The following is an 18,444-nucleotide window of genomic DNA, read 5'->3' on the forward strand; positions in this document are numbered from 1 at the left end:
GGTGATGGCGCGCGAACCCAAGCAGGATCGCAGCAGGGTGACGCGTCAGCGACTGCTCGAGGCGACGATCGACTCGCTCGCCGAGCAGGGCTGGAGCGCAACGACGGTCGGGGTCGTCGCCGAGCGCGCCGGCGTCTCTCGCGGTGCCACCCAACACCATTTCCCGACGCGTGAGGACCTCATCACCGGGGCACTCGAGTACATGTTCGACACCCGGATGGACCACGCGCGCCGCGAGGCGCAAGAGATTCCGCCCGGCCCCGGCCGAACGAAACTGGTGGTGGAGAGGCTCGTCGAGTACTACACGGGTCCGATGTTCAAGGCGGCGCTGCAGGTCTGGACAGCCGCGTCGGCCGACCCGGAGCTGCGCGACCGGATCGTTCCACTCGAAGAGCGATTCGGTCGTCGAGCGCACTCGATGGCCGTCGAGAACCTCGGAGTCGACGACAACGATCCCGTCACCCACCGTCTCGTTCAGGCGACGCTCGACCTGGCGCGTGGGCTCGGTCTCGCAGACGTCCTGACCGACGACGCGCGTCGCCGCGTCGAAATCGTGCGAGCCTGGGCCGATGTGCTCGATGCCTCGCTGAACGCGCGGCTGTCCGCCGTAGGAGCGGTAGCGCACTAGAAGCGCACGATCTGCAGTTCCGATCGACCTGTGCTTGAGTCGGCTCGTGACTTCCGATTCCGCACGCGTCCACCGTGGCCATATCTTTCACATCGCCGGCTCGCCCACGGTGCTCGAGGCCGCAACCGCGTTGGTGTCCATTCCCGACGGTGCCCTCGTGGTCGGCGGCGACGGCAGGATCGAGTACTGCGGCGAGTTCGATTCTCTACCAACGCACTACGCCCATTCGGATGTGTTCGATCATCGGCCCGGCTTCCTACTGCCGGGATTCGTCGACACGCACATCCACTTCCCACAGACCTATGCCGGCGATTCCTACGGCGGCGGGCAATTGCTCGAATGGCTGAACACGTGCATCTTTCCGTCCGAAGCACGATTCGCCGATCCGGAATTCGCGGCGGCGGCCGCGCGCGACTTCTGCGCAGCACGCATTCGCGCTGGGACGACGCAGGCCATGGTGTTCGGGTCGGCATTCCCGCACGCACAGGATTCTTTGTTCTCCGAGACGCTCGAGCACGGACTGCGCATCGTCAGTGGCCGCGGGATCCAGACCACCGGCCCCGCGTCGGCGCACGCGCTGATCACCGGTGAGGACGAGGCGATCCGCCTGGTGTCCGAGGAGATAGAGAAGTGGCACGCCGCCGATACCGGCGACGTCGACACGGCGATGCTGCACGTTGCCGTCGTACCGCGTTTTTCTCTGTCGGTGACGACGGACACGCTGAGGAACCTCGGCGAGCTCTACGACTCCGTACGCGGCAGAGGCGTCTACTTCCACACGCACCTCAACGAGAACAACCGACCGGGCACCGGCGAGATCGACGCCACGAAGGGTGCGTACCAGGTCGAGAGTTACCTGGACACCTACGACGGCAAGTTCCTGCCGGGCTCGCAAGTAGGGGGCAAGAGCCTGCTCGGTCGACGGTCGATCCTTGCGCACGCGGTGCACTGCGACGACGCGGAACTGACGAGGTTGGCCGAGACGGGTACGTCCATCGCGCACTGTCCCACCTCGCAGCAGTTCCTGGGCTCCGGCACGATGCCATGGAAGAGAACCGTCGCCGCCGGGGTCACCATCGCCATCGGGTCCGATTTCGGTGGCGGTGACGAGTGGCTACTGCCGCAGGTACTCGCCGACGCGTTCAAGGTGCACATCTCCGAACCGGGGGACGCAGGCCTGTCGTTGCATCCGGCCGAACTGTTGTTCACCGGAACGCTCGCCGGGGCACGTGCTCTCGACATGGAGGAGCGCATCGGCAACTTCGACGTGGGGAAAGAGGCGGACTTCGTCGTCGTCGATCCCGACGCGTGGCCGCAGCTGGCTGCGGCCGTCGACCACGGCGTGCGGGCCGAGGACCCCGAGCTGGCCCGCGACCAGACCCTGTTCGCCCTGCTGATGGCCATGCGAGAGCCGGCCATCGTGGGTGTGTACGTCCAGGGACGCGCTGTGCACGGCACATGACCGCTGCCCTGTTCGGTTGGTAGGTTCGGTGCGACGCGAACTGCAGCATCGGACCAGCACGCGAAGGACGGCATGAAGCGAGTGACACTGGTGATCACCGCGGTCGCCGCGCTGATCGCAGGTTGCGGTGGCTCGGATACCGACGCCGCCGATACCGCGCCCGAGCCGTCGACGAGCAAGGCCGCGTACGAGCCCGGCCCGTTCTTCGGCGAATGCGGATCGATCAGCGACGCCGAGGTGCAGGCTGCGTTCGGTGCCGGACCGTTTGCCCAAGTCACCCGCAACTCCGTCGGCTGTCAGTGGGAAACCGTGGCCATCAGCGGACCGAGTGTCAGCTTCTCCTGGTACCGCGGCAGTCCGATCGGCCGCGAACGCGCCGGTTCCGAACTGATCGGCCGTCCGGCCAAGGACATCGCCATCGACGGCAACCCCGGATTCGAAGCCGAACAGGGCCCGTTGTGCGAGATCGGTGTGCAATTCGGAGACGACTTCTTCCATTGGTCGGTCACCTATTCCGAACAGATCCCGGCGCGCCCGCCGTGCGACGTCGGGAACGAACTGGCGAAGCTGACCGTGGAGCGTAAGCAATGAGATCTCGAGCAAGTACTTCGAGACGGGTTTTCGCCGCCGCAGCGACCCTGCTGCTCGCGGCCGGTTGCTCTCAGTCGGTCGAGGGCACGCCGCGGCCGGCGAGCTTCGCCGGATCGGGCAACCAAGAATTCACCAAGTTGTTGACCGAGTGCGATGCCGTCTCCGACGACCAGATCGCAGAGGCCGCCGGAGCCGACGACATCGCTCGCGGCTTCTTCGGAGCGATCTGCCGATGGGATCTCATCGGTTCCGCGGGCATCGTGAAGGTGACGTTCAACTGGTTCGAGTCCGGCACCCTGGCCGCCGAGCGGGCAGCCGACGAGAAGATGGCGTACACCGTCAGCGACACAACGGTGCAGGGCCGCAAGGCAATACAGGCTCAACGCCCGAACGACCCGGACTCGTGCGGAGTGTCGGCCGGAGCGGACCGGGCAGGCATCTTCGGGTGGTGGGTGCAGTACCGTCCGGGCGTCGCACACCCCGATCCCTGCCAGGCCGCAGCGAAGCTGGCAGACCTCACACTCAACCTGAGCAGATAGGTTGCGTATCAGAGCGAAGGGTGTTTTGACCCGAGGCCGCGCCGCCGGGTATCGTTATGGGTCGTGTCCGGCCTGGCCGGACCGTTTGTGTGCCTATGCGAGGTACAGCCGTGCGCACGTTCGTCTCGAGAGCGCGCAACCGGCTGGACGTGTGGGGGTATGCGACACACCCGACCGCGGGGTGCAAGAGACCCGCGGAGACGTCATGGGTGAGGAGCAGTGTTCTCTTGCTCCAACTGCTAGATCCCTGTTTATCGACACGAAGAAAGCCGGTTTATGCCAACGATCAACCAGCTGGTCCGTAAGGGTCGCACCGACAAGGTCGCGAAACTGAAGACCGCTGCCCTCAAGGGCAGTCCCCAGCGCCGTGGTGTGTGCACTCGCGTGTACACCACCACCCCCAAGAAGCCGAACTCCGCTCTCCGTAAGGTCGCGCGCGTTCGCCTGACCACCTCGGTAGAGGTCACCGCGTACATCCCCGGTGAGGGCCACAACCTGCAGGAGCACTCGATGGTGCTCGTTCGCGGCGGTCGTGTGAAGGACCTCCCGGGTGTGCGTTACAAGATCATCCGCGGCTCGCTCGACACCCAGGGTGTCAAGAACCGCAAGCAGGCTCGCAGCCGCTACGGAGCCAAGAAGGAGAAGAGCTGATATGCCACGCAAGGGCCCAGCACCCAAGCGGCCGCTGATCAACGACCCGGTCTACGGATCGCCGTTGGTCACGCAGCTCGTCAACAAGATCCTTCTCGACGGCAAGAAGTCGACCGCAGAGCGCATCGTCTACCAGGCGCTCGAGCAGGCTCGCGAGAAGACCGGCACCGACCCCGTCGTCACGCTCAAGCGTGCACTCGACAACGTCAAGCCGGCCCTCGAGGTTCGCAGCCGACGCGTCGGCGGTGCCACCTACCAGGTGCCCGTCGAGGTTCGTCCCGGCCGCTCCACCACGCTGGCACTGCGCTGGCTGGTCACGTTCTCGCGCGCTCGTCGTGAGAAGACCATGGTCGAGCGTCTGGCGAACGAGTTGCTCGACGCCAGCAACGGCCTCGGTGCCGCTGTGAAGCGCCGCGAAGACACTCACAAGATGGCCGAAGCCAACAAGGCGTTCGCCCACTACCGCTGGTGATCTCCTCGCTCGGGCGGTATTCGGAACTTTCCGATGCCGCCGGAGCGTTGATCAGCTCAGGCAATACCTCTTCCAACACCAAGGCGGGTTAACTCGTGGCACAGGACGTGCTGACCGACCTCAACAAGGTCCGCAACATCGGCATCATGGCCCACATCGATGCCGGCAAGACCACCACTACCGAACGCATCCTCTTCTACACCGGTATCTCCTACAAGATCGGTGAAGTTCACGATGGCGCAGCCACCATGGACTGGATGGAGCAGGAGCAGGAGCGTGGCATCACGATCACCTCTGCTGCCACGACGTGCTTCTGGAACGACAACCAGATCAACATCATCGACACCCCCGGTCACGTCGACTTCACCGTCGAGGTAGAGCGCTCGCTCCGCGTCCTCGACGGCGCTGTCGCAGTGTTCGACGGCAAAGAAGGTGTCGAGCCGCAGTCCGAGCAGGTGTGGCGTCAGGCCGACAAGTACGACGTGCCGCGTATCTGCTTCGTCAACAAGATGGACAAGCTCGGCGCGGACTTCTACTACACCGTGCAGACCATCATCGATCGTCTCGGTGCCAAGCCGCTGGTCATCCAGCTGCCCATCGGTGCAGAGAACGAGTTCGAGGGCGTCATCGACCTCGTGCAGATGAAGGCTCTCGTGTGGAGTGGCGAGACCAAGCTCGGCGAGAAGTACGAGATCCAGGAGATCCCGGAAAACCTCAAGGAGCGCGCAGACGAGTACCGCACGATGCTGCTCGAGACCGTGGCCGAGTCCGACGAAGCGCTTCTGGAGAAGCACTTCGGCGGCGAAGAGCTCACGATCGACGAGATCAAGGGCGCCATCCGCAAGATGACGGTCAACAGCGAGCTGTACCCGATCCTGTGTGGATCCGCGTTCAAGAACAAGGGCGTTCAGCCCATGCTCGACGCGGTCATCGACTACCTCCCGTCTCCCCTCGACGTTGCCGAGACCATCGGACACGCCGTCGGCGACGAGGAGAAGGAGATCACTCGCAAGCCGTCCGCAGACGAGCCGTTCGCGGCTCTCGCGTTCAAGATCGCGACGCACCCCTTCTTCGGCAAGCTGACCTACGTCCGGGTGTACTCGGGCAAGGTCGACTCCGGCGCTCAGGTCATCAACTCGACCAAGGGGAAGAAGGAGCGTCTGGGCAAGCTGTTCCAGATGCACTCCAACAAGGAGAACGCGATCGCGACCGCGTCTGCCGGTCACATCTACGCCGTCATCGGCCTCAAGGACACCACGACGGGTGACACGCTCTGCGATCCGCAGAACCAGATCATCCTCGAGTCCATGAGCTTCCCGGACCCGGTCATCCAGGTCTCGATCGAGCCCAAGACCAAGTCCGACCAGGAGAAGCTGGGAACAGCGATCCAGAAGCTCGCCGAAGAGGACCCCACGTTCTCGGTGAAGCTGGACGAAGACACCGGCCAGACCGTCATCGGCGGCATGGGCGAGCTCCACCTCGACATCCTCGTCGACCGTATGCGTCGCGAGTTCAAGGTCGAGGCCAACGTCGGCAAGCCGCAGGTTGCGTACCGCGAGACCATCCGCAAGACGGTCGAGAAGCACGACTACACGCACAAGAAGCAGACCGGTGGCTCCGGCCAGTTCGCGAAGGTCATCATCAAGCTCGAGCCTTTCGAGGGCGAAGACGGCGCGACGTACGAGTTCGAGAACAAGGTCAGCGGTGGTCGTGTGCCCAGGGAGTACATCCCCTCGGTCGACGCCGGTGCACAGGACGCCATGCAGTACGGTGTTCTCGCCGGATACCCCCTGGTCAACGTCAAGGTCACACTGCTCGACGGTGCGTACCACGACGTCGACTCGTCGGAAATGGCCTTCAAGGTCGCCGGCTCACAAGCGTTCAAGGAAGCCGCCCGCAAGGCCAGCCCCGTCATCCTCGAACCCGTCATGGCCGTCGAGGTCATCACGCCCGAGGATTACATGGGTGAGGTCATCGGCGACCTGAACTCCCGCCGTGGTCAGATCCAGGCCATGGAGGAACGCAGCGGTGCCCGTATCGTCAAGGCACTGGTTCCGCTGTCGGAGATGTTCGGCTACATCGGAGACCTTCGGTCGAAGACGCAGGGCCGCGCTAACTACTCCATGGTCTTCGATTCGTACGCAGAAGTTCCCGCGAACGTAGCGAAGGAAATCATCGCGAAGGTCAACGGAGAGTAATTCTCTTCGTTTGCTGGACCACGCTCGACCTGTAATAAGTAACAACACATACGCGTGCGTGCCCCGTCGGGGCCCGCACAGATCAGTCCAGGAGGACACACAGTGGCGAAGGCGAAGTTCGATCGGACGAAGCCGCACGTCAACATCGGCACCATCGGTCACGTTGACCACGGTAAGACGACGCTGACGGCTGCAATCACCAAGGTTCTGCACGACAAGTTCCCGGACCTGAACGAGGCCTCGGCTTTCGATCAGATCGACAAGGCTCCGGAGGAGAAGGCTCGTGGTATCACGATCAACATCTCCCACGTCGAGTACCAGACCGACAAGCGCCACTACGCGCACGTCGATGCACCGGGTCACGCCGACTACATCAAGAACATGATCACCGGCGCGGCACAGATGGACGGCGCAATCCTGGTCGTGGCAGCTACCGATGGCCCGATGCCGCAGACCCGCGAGCACGTGCTCCTGGCCCGCCAGGTCGGCGTGCCGTACATCCTGGTCGCACTGAACAAGGCCGACATGGTCGACGACGACGAGATCATCGAGCTCGTCGAGATGGAGGTCCGCGAGCTCCTCGCTTCGCAGGAGTTCGACGAGGACGCACCGGTCATCAAGGTCTCCGCACTCAAGGCACTCGAGGGTGACGAGAAGTGGGGCGAGTCGGTTCTGGAGCTCATGCAGGCCGTCGACGACTCGGTTCCGGACCCCGTCCGTGAGACCGACAAGCCGTTCCTCATGCCCGTCGAGGACGTCTTCACCATCACCGGCCGTGGCACCGTGGTCACCGGACGTATCGAGCGCGGCTCGGTCAACGTCAACGAAGAGGTCGAGATCGTCGGCATCCGCCCCGGCTCGACCAAGACCACCGTCACCGGAATCGAAATGTTCCGCAAGCTGCTCGACTCGGGCCAGGCAGGCGACAACGTCGGCCTCCTCGTTCGTGGCATCAAGCGCGAAGACGTCGAGCGTGGACAGGTCATCATCAAGCCCGGCACCACGACTCCCCACACGGAGTTCGAGGGCAACGCCTACATCCTCTCGAAGGACGAGGGCGGCCGCCACACGCCGTTCTTCAACAACTACCGCCCGCAGTTCTACTTCCGTACCACGGACGTTACGGGCGTTGTGACCCTTCCCGAGGGCACCGAGATGGTCATGCCCGGTGACAACACCGAGATGTCCGTCACGCTGATCCAGCCGGTCGCCATGGACGTCGGCCTGCGTTTCGCAATCCGTGAGGGCGGTCGTACCGTCGGAGCCGGTCGCGTCACGAAGATCATCAAGTGATCTAGCTTCACCCAGCTCTACGAAAGCGGCACCCACCTTCTGGTGGGTGCCGCTTTTGCGTGTGCACGCGACCTCCTCAATGTGCGGCCTCCCTTGTGTGGCCCTCCCGTTGGACGGCCCTCCCGTCGGGATCAATGTGGGTTTCAGTCGCTCAGACTGCAACAAAGTCGCATTGATCCGGCGGGTAGAGGGGAGTACACGACCGGAAAATGGGACGCATCGGACGCGGCTGTCCCGTAACGTCGCTGCGGTGCTACTGACCGTGACTGCAAATGCCACAACCGATTTCCCGGACGCCTCCGATATCGGGTATTTGTTGCACAAGCACCCCGATCGCGTGCAGAGCTGGAACCTGCCGATGGGTGCCACCACGGTGCTGTATCCCGAGGTCTCGGCTGAGTGCACCACCGTCGCCGTTCTCGCCGATGCCGACGCCGCCTCCGCATTGGCGGTAGCGCTGTCGCGGCTGTTCAAGCAGACGCTGGCAGGCGTCTGTACCACAAGACCCGAATTGGTCTCTGCGGCAATCGATCTGAGCGTCACGATGCCGGCCGCGCCGTCGCGCGGTTCGCCAGATCTTGCGCCTCGGCTGTTCGGACCCCTCGGATGGAATGTCGAGGCCACCCCGATCCCACTGGATTCGACGCAGCCGAACTGGGGCGACTCCGAATACGTGGATCTGGTACTCACCGGCACCTTTCCTCTGTCGGCTGCGCTGCGGCACCTGTACGTACTGCTGCCAGTGCTCGACGACACCAAGCACTATTGGGTCGGTGAGGACGAGGCGGACAAACTCGTTCGGGCAGCGGGGGATTGGCTCGGCGAGCATCCGGAGTCGTCGTTGATCGCCTCCCGATATCTTGCGCACCGGCGTGAGCTCGTCGAGTCCGCACTCGATCGTCTGGTCCCCGATGCGCCGGAAGAGGTTGTCAGCCCACGGGATCCGACGTTGGCCGAGCAGCGACTACATGCGGTACTGGCCGCACTCGGTGATGCCGGTGCGAAGTCGGTCATCGACATGGGGTGCGGCGAGGGCCGACTGTTGCGTGAATTGCTCGCACACAACGCAATCGAGCGGATAGTCGGTGCCGACGTGAGTGATCGTGCGTTGGCGAAGGCACAGCGCAGGCTTCGTCTCGACGAGATGTCGGATCGGCAGCGTGGACGCATCGAACTGCTCCAGTCGTCGGCGATCTATCGCGACGTACGGTTGCAAGGATTCGACGCGATGGTGCTCATGGAGGTCATCGAGCACATCGACCTCGAACGCCTTCCGGCGTTGGTGCGCTCGGTCTTTCGAGAGGCACGTCCGAGGTCGGTGCTCGTCACCACGCCGAACTCGGAATACAACGTGCTGTACCCGGGCCTCGACGCCGGAGCCTTTCGGCACGTCGATCACCGATTCGAGTTCACCCGTGCCCAATTCGAGCAATGGGCGACGTCGGTGGCGGACGCACACGCCTACACCGTTCGCTTCGACCGCATCGGACCCGTCGACGACGTGCTCGGCAGCCCTACCCAGATCGCGCTATTCACCAGAGAGGAGCAGTCCCAGTGAGTACCTACGAGATTCCGGACCTGTCCCTCGTCGTCCTCGTCGGCATCAGTGGATCGGGGAAGTCCTCCTTCGCTGCAGACCGGTTCGGCCCGTACGAAACCGTGTCGAGTGATGCCTGTCGAGGGATGGTCAGCAACGACCCCAACCTGCAGAGCGCCACGAAGGACGCGTTCGCGCTCCTGGAATTTCTCGTCGCAACCAGGCTGCGGGCCGGTCTGCTCACCGTCGTCGACGCCACCAACGTGCAACCGGCGGCTCGCAAGGCCCTGATCGCCTTGGCTCGTGAGCACGATGTCCTGCCGGTTGCCGTGGTGCTCGACGTGCCGGAACCGGTCTGCGCACAGCGCAACGCGGACCGCAGCGACAGGACGTTCGGCCGAGACGTGCTGCGCCGCCAGCAGTCCCAGTTGCAGCGCTCGATGCGAGGGCTGTCCAAAGAAGGCTTTCGCTCGGTTCATGTCCTCGACGGTGTCGACGCGGTGGCGTCGGCGACGTTCGTTCGTACCCCGCTGCGTAGCGACCGCCGGGAGCTTTCCGGGCCTTTCGATGTGATCGGCGACATTCACGGATGTCTGTCGGAGCTCGAAAGCCTGCTCACGACTTTGGGTTACACGCTCGAGCGCGACGCAGACGGTAGGGCAGTCGGTGCAACGCCGCCGGAGGGTCGAACGGCGGTGTTCGTCGGGGACTACGTCGACCGTGGGCCGGATTCGGTCGGTGTGCTGCGGCTCGTGATGGGGATGGTGGCAAACGGCGCAGCACTGGCAGTTCCGGGCAATCACGAGAACAAGCTCGTCAAGGCGCTGCGAGGTCGGAAAGTCACTGCCTCACACGGTTTGGCCGAGACACTCGAGCAGCTCGACGGCGATACCGACGAGTTCCGCCGCGAGGTGCTCGAATTCTGTGATGGTCTCGTCGCACACCTGGTGCTCGACGGCGGAAGACTCGTCGTTTCGCACGCGGGGTTGATCGAGAAGTACCACAACCGCGCGTCGGGCCGAGTGCGCAGCTTCGCCCTGTACGGCGACACCACCGGCGAGACCGACGAATTCGGGCTGCCGGTGCGGTATCCGTGGGCTCAGGACTATCGCGGGTCGGCGACTGTGCTGTACGGACACACTCCCGTGCCGGAGGTGCAGTGGGAGAACAACACTGCGTGTCTGGACACGGGGTGTGTCTTCGGCGGCAAGTTGACGGCGCTGCGGTATCCGGAGCGTGAGGTCGTCTCGGTGTCGGCGGAGCAGGTCTGGTACGAGCCGACCCGGCCGCTGGGCGGGTTCGTTCGGGAGTCGTCGTCGCTGGATCTGTCGGACGTCATCGGACCGACCGGAGTGGAGACTGCGCTGCGTGGGCGTGTGTCGATTCGGCCGGAGAATGCCGCGGGCGCATTGGAAGTGATGAGCCGGTTCGCCTTGGTTCCGCAGTGGCTGCACTACCTTCCGCCGACGATGGCACCGAGTCGTACCTCGGAACGAGAGGGTTATCTTGAGTACCCGACGGAGGCATTCGACGCGTATCGGGCGCTCGGTGCGTCGACGGTGATCTGCGAGGAGAAGCACATGGGCTCGCGGGTGGTCGTCGTGGTGTGTCGCGATGCCGACACCGCTCGGGCGAAGTTCGACGCTCCCGACGGTGTCCTCGGCACCGCGTACACGCGGACCGGTCGGCCGGTGTTCGACGAGACCGTGACCGGGGTGCTGATCGCTGGGGTGGCCGACGCTCTGGAGGGGGCCGGCGTGTGGGACGAATTGTCCTCGCACTGGCTGGTTCTCGACTGCGAACTGATGCCGTGGTCCGCCAAGGCGGAGGGCCTGATCAAGTCCGAGTATGCGGCACCTGCGGCCGTGTCCCGGGCGAATCTCGAGGCCGAGGAGTCGGTGCTCGCTCGGGCGGCCTCGCGCGGCCTGGCCGTGTCCGAACTGCAGGAACGGAACGTGATTCGGCAGCGCAACCTCGCCGAGTTCACTGCTGCGTATCGGCGGTACAGCTGGCCGACGGATGGACTGGCAGGCGTCAGTCTCGCCCCGTTCCAGCTGTTGGCCTCCGACGCCGGCACGTATGCGGACCGCCCGCACGAATGGCACCTTGCACTGGCCGATCGACTGGTGGCCACTGCGCCGAAGCTGTTCACGACGACGCGTCGGATCGAGGTCGATCTGTCGTCGTCGGATTCGGTTGCGGCAGGGGTGACATGGTGGGAGGAGTTGACGGCACAGGGCGGTGAGGGAATGGTCGTCAAACCGGCGGCCAACATGCCGCGCGGAAAGATGCAGCCCGGCATGAAGGTTCGTGGCCGGGAGTACCTGCGGCTGATCTACGGTGCGGATTACACCGACCCTAATCGACTCACTGCACTGCGTAACCGAAACGTGGGACACAAGCAGTCGATGGCGCTACGCGAATACGCGCTCGGCATGGAGGCGTTGGACCGATCGGTGCGTGGTGAACCGTTGTATCGCATCCACCAGGCAGTGTTCGCGGTACTCGCACTGGAATCGGAGCCGGTGGACCCGCGGTTGTAAGTGCCTGCGGCAGTGGTGTGGCTATGCGCCATCTGGGGCACATATCCACACCACTGCGGCGAAGCCGCACTCAGGCCCGCGGCGATGAAAACGGAGTGATTCCGGCACCGATCGGTGCTGCGATTGCGGCGGTCACCGCTATGGATGCCCAGAAGGTGGTCGAGTCCAGCATCACGCCTCCGGCAAGTCCGCAGACCGCGACCACGATGCCGCATCCGATCAGCAGTGCTGATCCAACAGCGGCGTGGAGCAGGCCGGTTCGATCGGGGGTGCGACGGGCGTTGAGCCAGATCATCGTCCCGGTCGTCGCGAACACCAGGGGGACGTAGAAGTAGAGGGAACTGTCACCGAGTTTCGAGGCGAACGCGGCAATCACCAGTACTGCTCCGAATGCCACCGGGACAGAGAGGGGCATTCCGCCGGACCATCGCTCGAATCTGCTACGCGTCGATGACGTCATGGATCCACCGTAACGTGGCGTCAGGTCCGTTTGTCGATGTGCAGTTGGACGCGTGTCGCCACATTCGCGCCGCCCAGAGACCGTGCCACGAACGCGGCGCGAGACTCGGCTTCGGCGGTGAAGACGACAACGTCGAAATCGGCTGCCGCATAGACCGATACAGTGATCGTGGGCATGCCGCGATCATCGATCGCTGTTCCTCTGGCTCGTCGAACACCGTCAAATTCTGCCAACTCCGCCGCCACGCCCGACGCGATCGCACTCAGGTCCACATGCGCCGAGAAGTGTGGCTCCTCGATAACGCTCGCCGTTCCGGTCATGCGTGGTGAGAAGTTGCCGATCAACAACACCAGCGCCGCGACGACGGCCACCGCGACGACGATTGCCAGAGTCGGTACCCACCAACCCTGCTGCGGCAGTTCGGCAATACGAGCACGCTCGAAGCGAGAGAGCGTCTCCCGTGCCCACGGAACGTCGTAGTGCCACGCAAGTGCGAAGCCGCCACCGGCGAGGAGAGTGGCTCCCGCGATGACGGCAACGAGTCGATCCACCCCTGCGACAAAGGTTTTCACTACGACACCCGTGTCGGTTGCGACACCGAGTGCTGCACCGTCAGACGCCGCCCACCCGCGGCGACGGACAGTATCGGACCGAGGGCAGCGCGCACGGCAGCGTCGGCAGTGTCCGGAGAAACAGCTCGATCTCGCTGCACCCGGACCTCGATCTTCTTGCGTGTGACGACGGTATGCGCGTCCACGACTCCGCGGGTGGACTGCGCTGCAGCACTGCACAATCGAGCGATGTCGGTCGGTGTGGCCCAGACGGTGGGCGCCGGACCGCCCAATCCCGAATGAGTTCTCGTCCGAGGTTTGACGCCCGCGAAGACGAAGAGTGCACCGACGACGATCGATCCGACGGCGGGAGCGATCATCCACCCCTGCCAGTGCAGTTGCGAAACCCAGTGCACGGCATCGGCAATCCATGGACTGCCGACGATGTGTCCTTGAGCGATGAAGAATTCGCGGCCGGCTACGAACGCCACGGCGAGGAGGGCGAACCCGAACACCAGCGCCACCGGCATCGCCGCGGGACCGGCCGTGGGTGGTCGAGGTGAAACCAACGCAGCAGCAACGTCATCAGCAGCAACGCCGTTCGCGGGTCCGCGCGCCGAACGGTCCAGCGCGGTATCCGACACCAGCACGTTCACCCGATGCACGTGCACGCCGGTCATCGTCGCCAGTGCGGCCTCGACGGTGCGGTGAACCGACTCGGTCACGTCGGTGATCTGCGAGGGCCAGCGCACTCCGATGTAGAGGTTGACCGAGACGGTGTCCTCTCCGAGGGTGACGTCGGCTCGGGGAAGTTCGCGGCCGGTCAAACGCGACATGCCGCCGGTGGTGCGGGTGACCCGAGGGTCCTTCGATGCCGCCGCGATGGCCGTTCTCGACAGCGCACGGTGTTTGATCTCCAGACTTCCGCGCGACTCGTCGTGGGCACTGTGGTGTTGCACTCCACAACTGTAGTGACGCGGTGCACCTCGGCCGGATCGGCGGCGCAATTCTTCCTGGCATACTGCGGTTGTGTCGGAAATCGTTCGGGTGACCACGTCGGATATTGCCTCGGCCGAGGCGTTGCTGGAGCCGGTCATGCGCCGGACGCCGGTGGTCGCGTCACGGATTCTGTCCGACCTGACCGGTCACGAGGTGCGCCTCAAATGCGAGAACCTGCAGCGCACCGGATCGTTCAAGCCGCGCGGGGCGTACAACCGCATCGCCAGGCTCGACGCCGACCAGCGAGCCCGAGGCGTGGTGGCGGCCAGCGCAGGCAACCACGCTCAAGGTGTCGCGTGGGCCGCGTCGCAGGTGGGGATCACCTCGACGGTGTTCATGCCGGTCGGAGTGTCGCTGCCCAAACTCGTCGCCACCAAGGCGTACGGCGCGACGGTTCATCTGGTGGGCAATACCGTCGACGAGGCTCTGACGTCGGCACGGGAATTCGCCGACCGTACCGGTGCCACGCTCATCCACCCGTTCGACCACCTCGATATCGTCGCCGGGCAGGCGACGCTCGGAACCGAACTGCTGCAGCAGATGCCGGATGTCGGCACCATCGTGATCCCCACCGGCGGCGGGGGACTGTTGGCGGGGGTCGCTGCTGCGGTGAAGCTGACGAAACCGGACGTCAGAGTAATCGGCGTGCAGGCCGAGGGCGCGGCCGCGTGGCCGGCGTCGTTGGAGGCGGGCCACCCGATCGCGCTGACGTCGATGTCGACGATGGCCGACGGCATCGCTGTCGGTCTCCCCGGGTCGGTGCCGTTCGATCATGTGCAGGGCTGGGTCGACGACGTCGTCACCGTCAGTGAGGACGCGCTGTCCCGTGCCTTGGTGCTGTGCATCGAACGAGCGAAGCTCATCGTCGAACCGGCCGGTGCCGCTGCGGTGGCAGCGCTGATGACGCACTCGGCCGAGGAATTGGGCCTGACCGGTTCGGTGTGCGCGGTGCTCTCCGGCGGAAACATCGATCCGCTGCTGCTCACACATGTCATCACCCACGGACTTCGGGCCGGCGGACGTTATCTGGCAGTGCGGGTGACGATTTCGGACAAGCCCGGCGGGCTCACCGGCGTCCTGGGGGTCGTGCGCGACGCCGGTGCGAGTGTCGTCGACGTCGTGCATTCCCGCACCGGCGGACGCTTGGGCCTCGAGGAAGTCGACGTCATGTTGACCGTCGAGACACGCGGACCCGATCACCGCGGCACGGTGCTCGACGCCCTGGGCGCAGCGGGATATGCGGTGCAGGTCGAGAACTGACGGCCGGGTTCACACAGGTCGCACTGGTACCTTGATCAGCGACCTGGACCAGGACATCGGTGGGAGAAGTTTGCATGGCACGGCTCGTCGCGATCGTTTCCGCACTGGTGGGAATCCTGCTGACGATCTCGATACCGCTGTTGCCGATCGAACAACAACAGTCGTCGTTGACCTGGCCGCAGAGCGAGACGGTCGGCAATGTCGAGGCCCCGCTCGTCGGTTACACCCCGATCAGCGTCGACGCGACCGTTCCGTGTGCAGCCGCGGCTGATCTCTCCGACGGCGGCCTGTTGCTGTCCACGTCGCCCAAGGGATCGCCCGACGCCTATCGCTACGGTCTCGTCGCCGAGGTGACCGGGGGCGAGGCGTCGCAACTGAAGGTGACGCTGCGCGATTCGGTCCTGCTCGAGAAGCCGGTCGCGGAACTGAGCCCATCGACTGCGGGCGACTGCTTGCTGACGATCACCTCGAACGGCACCGCGACCACTGTCGGACTGACCGGTGACGACACCGTCTCCCGTGAGGGCGACGTGCGGCCCCAGCTGGTCGGAGTGTTCAGTGATCTGCAGGGCAACGTTCCCGGTCTGCAGCTGCAGGCCGAGCTGGACAGTAGGTTTTCTTCCACGCCCAGCGCGCTGAAGTGGTTCGCGATGATCGTCGGAGTGCTCGCCACGGGAATATCGCTGGTGGCCCTGCACCGCCTCGATCTGTCCGACGGCCGTCGCGCCCGCCGGTTCCTGCCGCGTCGCTGGTGGAGCTTCGGGCCGGCCGACGCGGTGGTGATCGGGACTCTGCTGGTGTGGCACGTCATCGGCGCGAACACCTCCGACGACGGCTATCAACTGGGCATGGCACGCACGGCCGATCACGCCGGGTACATGGCCAACTACTTCCGTTACTTCGGGGTGCCCGAAACACCGTTCGGCACACCGTTGTACGACATGTTCACCCTCCTCTCGCACGTGTCGACGGCCAGTGTGTGGATGCGGATCCCGACGTTGATCTGCGGCGTCGTCGTCTGGCTCGTCCTCAGTCGTGAGGTGATCCCGCGGTTCGGTGCCGCTGCCCGCGCGTCGAAAACTGCGTTGTGGACCGGCGGGCTGGTGATGCTGGCGTTCTGGTTGCCGTACAACAACGGTCTGCGCCCGGAGCCGTTCGTGGCTCTGGGCGTGTTGCTGACGTGGTGTTCGGTGGAGCGGTCCATCGCGACACGGCGACTGCTCCCTGCGGCAGCGGCTATCCTGATCGCTGCGTTGACGGTCACGTGCGCACCGTCGGGCTTCATCTGTTTTGCGCCACTGATTGCCGGTGCCCGGCCGGTGATTCAGATCGTCGTCGCCCGTGCCCGCGCGTTCGGCACCACAGCTTGGGGTGCACTGACACTGCTCGCGCCGTTGATCGCGTCGGGCACGGTGGTACTCGTCTTCGCGTTCGGGAATCAGACCGTGGCCGGCATGCTCGAGATGCAGCGGGTGCACACTGCGGCCGGGCCGAGCCAGGCGTGGTTCGAGGAGTACCTGCGCTACCAGTGGCTGATGAACATGGACATCGACGGCTCGCTGGCGCGCCGCTTCGGGGTGTTCGTCATGGTCGTCTCGCTGATCGCGGTGGTGATCGCGATGCTGCGCAAGGGCGGCAAGATTCCCGGCACCGCCACCGGCCCCGCTCGACGCATCGTCGGCATCACCGTCGGGGCCATGGCATTGATGATGATCACCCCCACCAAGTGGACGCATCACTTCGGCGTGTTCGCCGGGCTCGCGGCCTCGGTTGCGGTGCTCGCGGCCGTGGCAACCGGCGCAGCGGTGCTCCGTTCGCGGCGCAACCGGTTGCTGTTCGCGGCGGCCGTGTCGTTCCTGACGGCGGTCGCCTTCACCGGAACCAACGGCTACTGGTACGTCTCGGCGTGGGGAGTTCCGTTCTGGGACAAGCCGATTCTGGTGGCCGGTCTCGGCATCTCGACGATGTTCCTCGGCCTGACGGTACTGCTGTTGCTCGCCGCTGTGTGGTTCCATCTGCGTGCGCCGTACGTCCGCGCCGACAAGCCGATGGCGCGATGGTGGTCGGTGCCGCCGATCGCCGTGGCCGCAGGGCTGATGGTGCTGCTGGCCGTGGCATCGATGGCCAAGGGTGCGGTGGCTCAGTGGCCGTCGTACTCGGTCGCGAAATCGAACCTGTCGGCGCTGGCCGGCAACACGTGTGGACTCGCGAACGACGTGCTGCTCGAGACGAACCCCAATGCCGATGTGCTGCAACCGGTCAGCGGCGACGCCGTCGCCGCTCTGGGGGCCGAGAACGACGGGTTCACCCCGGACGGGGTTGCGCGGGACCTCACCGCAGACAAGGAATCCTCGGCGTCGGGCACCTCGAACACCGTCGACACCGAGGATCAGCAACAGCCGACGTCGACCACCGGAGCCGGAACCGGGGGCAGTGCACTGCCGTACGGCCTCGACCCTGCGACCGTGCCGGTGCTGGGGTCGTTCGGAGCGGACACTCCCGCGACGCTGACCACCGGCTGGTACGCGCTGCCCGCCGACCCCGGTCAGCTCGTCTCCATTGCCGCGGCCGGACGCATCCGCTCGGTGAACTCCGACGGCATCGTCACCTACGGCCAGAACCTCGAACTCGAGTACGGAGTGGACGGCCGGGCGCAGGGGCGGGTGACGCCCATCGACATCGGCCCGACGCCGTCGTGGCGCAACCTGCGGGTGCCGATGGACCTGATTCCCGCCGGCAGCAACATGATTCGTTTAATACTGAGTGACACCGACCGTGACCCCGACCAGTGGCTCGCGGTCACCCCGCCGCGGGTGCCGCGTACCCAGACGTTGAACGAGGTGGTCGGGCGCGAGAATCCGGTGCTGTTGGACTGGGAGGTGGGCTTCAACTTTCCGTGTCAGCATCCATTCGATCACCGACTCGGGGTTGCCGAAGTTCCGCAGTACCGGGTGTTGCCGGACCGCAGCGGTGCCGTCATCACCAACGCATGGCAGGACCATTTCGGCGGCGGCCCGCTCGGATGGATCGATGTCGTTGCCTCGGCCCGCACCATCCCGTCGTACCTGGACGGGGACTGGGATCGCGACTGGGGATCGATCGAGCAGTACACACCGTACGACCGATCGGCTGAGCCGGCGAAGATCACAGCAACCGAGATCCAGCGTTCCGGCCTGTGGACGCCCGGTCCCATCAAAACCGGTTAATCTCTACGCGTTCGGAAGTCCTTATACCGACAGTGGAAGAAACGGGGAGAGGGC

15 protein-coding genes are annotated in these 18,444 nt (G+C 64.9%); 12 read left to right on the plus strand and 3 right to left on the minus strand.

Annotated elements, in window-relative coordinates:
• Window positions 1–4: 4 nt before the first annotated feature.
• From RFA01S_RS19475 to RFA01S_RS19520, 10 genes are all read left to right on the plus strand, one after another.
• On the plus strand, window positions 5–628 hold the full coding sequence (locus tag RFA01S_RS19475; RefSeq protein WP_032375521.1) for a TetR/AcrR family transcriptional regulator: 624 nt from the start codon (window positions 5–7) through the stop codon (window positions 626–628).
• 46 nt (window positions 629–674) lie between these two features.
• Window positions 675–2,090 (plus strand): guanine deaminase, encoded by a 1,416-nt coding sequence (locus tag RFA01S_RS19480; RefSeq protein WP_032407317.1) that lies wholly within the window; start codon window positions 675–677, stop codon window positions 2,088–2,090.
• Window positions 2,091–2,162: 72 nt separating this feature from the next.
• Window positions 2,163–2,681 carry a DUF3558 domain-containing protein gene (locus tag RFA01S_RS19485; protein ID WP_027498162.1) on the plus strand — a complete coding sequence of 173 codons (519 nt, stop codon included), beginning with the start codon at window positions 2,163–2,165 and terminating at the stop codon, window positions 2,679–2,681.
• Window positions 2,678–3,220, plus strand: a complete 543-nt coding sequence (locus RFA01S_RS19490; RefSeq protein WP_032407316.1) for a DUF3558 domain-containing protein — start codon at window positions 2,678–2,680, stop codon at window positions 3,218–3,220. Before RFA01S_RS19485 ends, RFA01S_RS19490 begins: the two co-directional genes overlap by 4 nt.
• Window positions 3,221–3,496: 276 nt before the next feature.
• Complete coding sequence (rpsL, locus tag RFA01S_RS19495) at window positions 3,497–3,871, plus strand: 30S ribosomal protein S12 (protein ID WP_027498160.1); 375 nt, start codon at window positions 3,497–3,499, stop codon at window positions 3,869–3,871.
• Between the two features lies 1 nt (window position 3,872).
• Window positions 3,873–4,343 carry a 30S ribosomal protein S7 gene (rpsG, locus tag RFA01S_RS19500; RefSeq protein ID WP_003941856.1) on the plus strand — a complete coding sequence of 157 codons (471 nt, stop codon included), beginning with the start codon at window positions 3,873–3,875 and terminating at the stop codon, window positions 4,341–4,343.
• Window positions 4,344–4,438: 95 nt separating this feature from the next.
• A complete protein-coding gene (fusA, locus tag RFA01S_RS19505) occupies window positions 4,439–6,541 on the plus strand; it encodes an elongation factor G (RefSeq protein WP_032407315.1) in 2,103 nt (700 codons plus the stop codon).
• Between the two features lie 102 nt (window positions 6,542–6,643).
• A complete protein-coding gene (tuf, locus tag RFA01S_RS19510) occupies window positions 6,644–7,834 on the plus strand; it encodes an elongation factor Tu (protein WP_032365471.1) in 1,191 nt (396 codons plus the stop codon).
• Window positions 7,835–8,096: 262 nt separating this feature from the next.
• Window positions 8,097–9,392 carry a 3' terminal RNA ribose 2'-O-methyltransferase Hen1 gene (locus tag RFA01S_RS19515; protein WP_238325113.1) on the plus strand — a complete coding sequence of 432 codons (1,296 nt, stop codon included), beginning with the start codon at window positions 8,097–8,099 and terminating at the stop codon, window positions 9,390–9,392.
• Complete coding sequence (locus RFA01S_RS19520) at window positions 9,389–11,914, plus strand: polynucleotide kinase-phosphatase (protein ID WP_032407313.1); 2,526 nt, start codon at window positions 9,389–9,391, stop codon at window positions 11,912–11,914. Before RFA01S_RS19515 ends, RFA01S_RS19520 begins: the two co-directional genes overlap by 4 nt.
• Window positions 11,915–11,984: 70 nt before the next feature.
• Here RFA01S_RS19520 and RFA01S_RS19525 read toward each other — a convergent pair whose 3' ends face one another.
• From RFA01S_RS19525 to RFA01S_RS19535, 3 genes are read right to left on the minus strand one after another with little or no spacing between them, the layout of a single operon-like run.
• Window positions 11,985–12,374 carry a hypothetical protein gene (locus tag RFA01S_RS19525; protein WP_072692144.1) on the minus strand — a complete coding sequence of 130 codons (390 nt, stop codon included), beginning with the start codon at window positions 12,372–12,374 and terminating at the stop codon, window positions 11,985–11,987.
• Window positions 12,375–12,394: 20 nt separating this feature from the next.
• Window positions 12,395–12,946 carry a hypothetical protein gene (locus RFA01S_RS19530; RefSeq protein WP_032365316.1) on the minus strand — a complete coding sequence of 184 codons (552 nt, stop codon included), beginning with the start codon at window positions 12,944–12,946 and terminating at the stop codon, window positions 12,395–12,397.
• Window positions 12,946–13,884 carry an Asp23/Gls24 family envelope stress response protein gene (locus RFA01S_RS19535; protein WP_032407311.1) on the minus strand — a complete coding sequence of 313 codons (939 nt, stop codon included), beginning with the start codon at window positions 13,882–13,884 and terminating at the stop codon, window positions 12,946–12,948. Before RFA01S_RS19535 ends, RFA01S_RS19530 begins: the two co-directional genes overlap by 1 nt.
• A gap of 136 nt (window positions 13,885–14,020) precedes the next feature.
• On the opposite strand from RFA01S_RS19535, the gene ilvA reads away from it, so the two are divergent.
• Complete coding sequence (gene ilvA / locus RFA01S_RS19540; protein WP_218017706.1) at window positions 14,021–15,184, plus strand: threonine ammonia-lyase; 1,164 nt, start codon at window positions 14,021–14,023, stop codon at window positions 15,182–15,184.
• 74 nt (window positions 15,185–15,258) lie between these two features.
• Window positions 15,259–18,390 carry an arabinosyltransferase domain-containing protein gene (locus RFA01S_RS19545; RefSeq protein WP_032407310.1) on the plus strand — a complete coding sequence of 1,044 codons (3,132 nt, stop codon included), beginning with the start codon at window positions 15,259–15,261 and terminating at the stop codon, window positions 18,388–18,390.
• Window positions 18,391–18,444 lie beyond the last annotated feature (54 nt).

The sequence above is a fragment of the Rhodococcoides fascians NBRC 12155 = LMG 3623 genome (assembly GCF_001894785.1).
GTDB classification, from domain to species: domain Bacteria; phylum Actinomycetota; class Actinomycetes; order Mycobacteriales; family Mycobacteriaceae; genus Rhodococcoides; species Rhodococcoides fascians.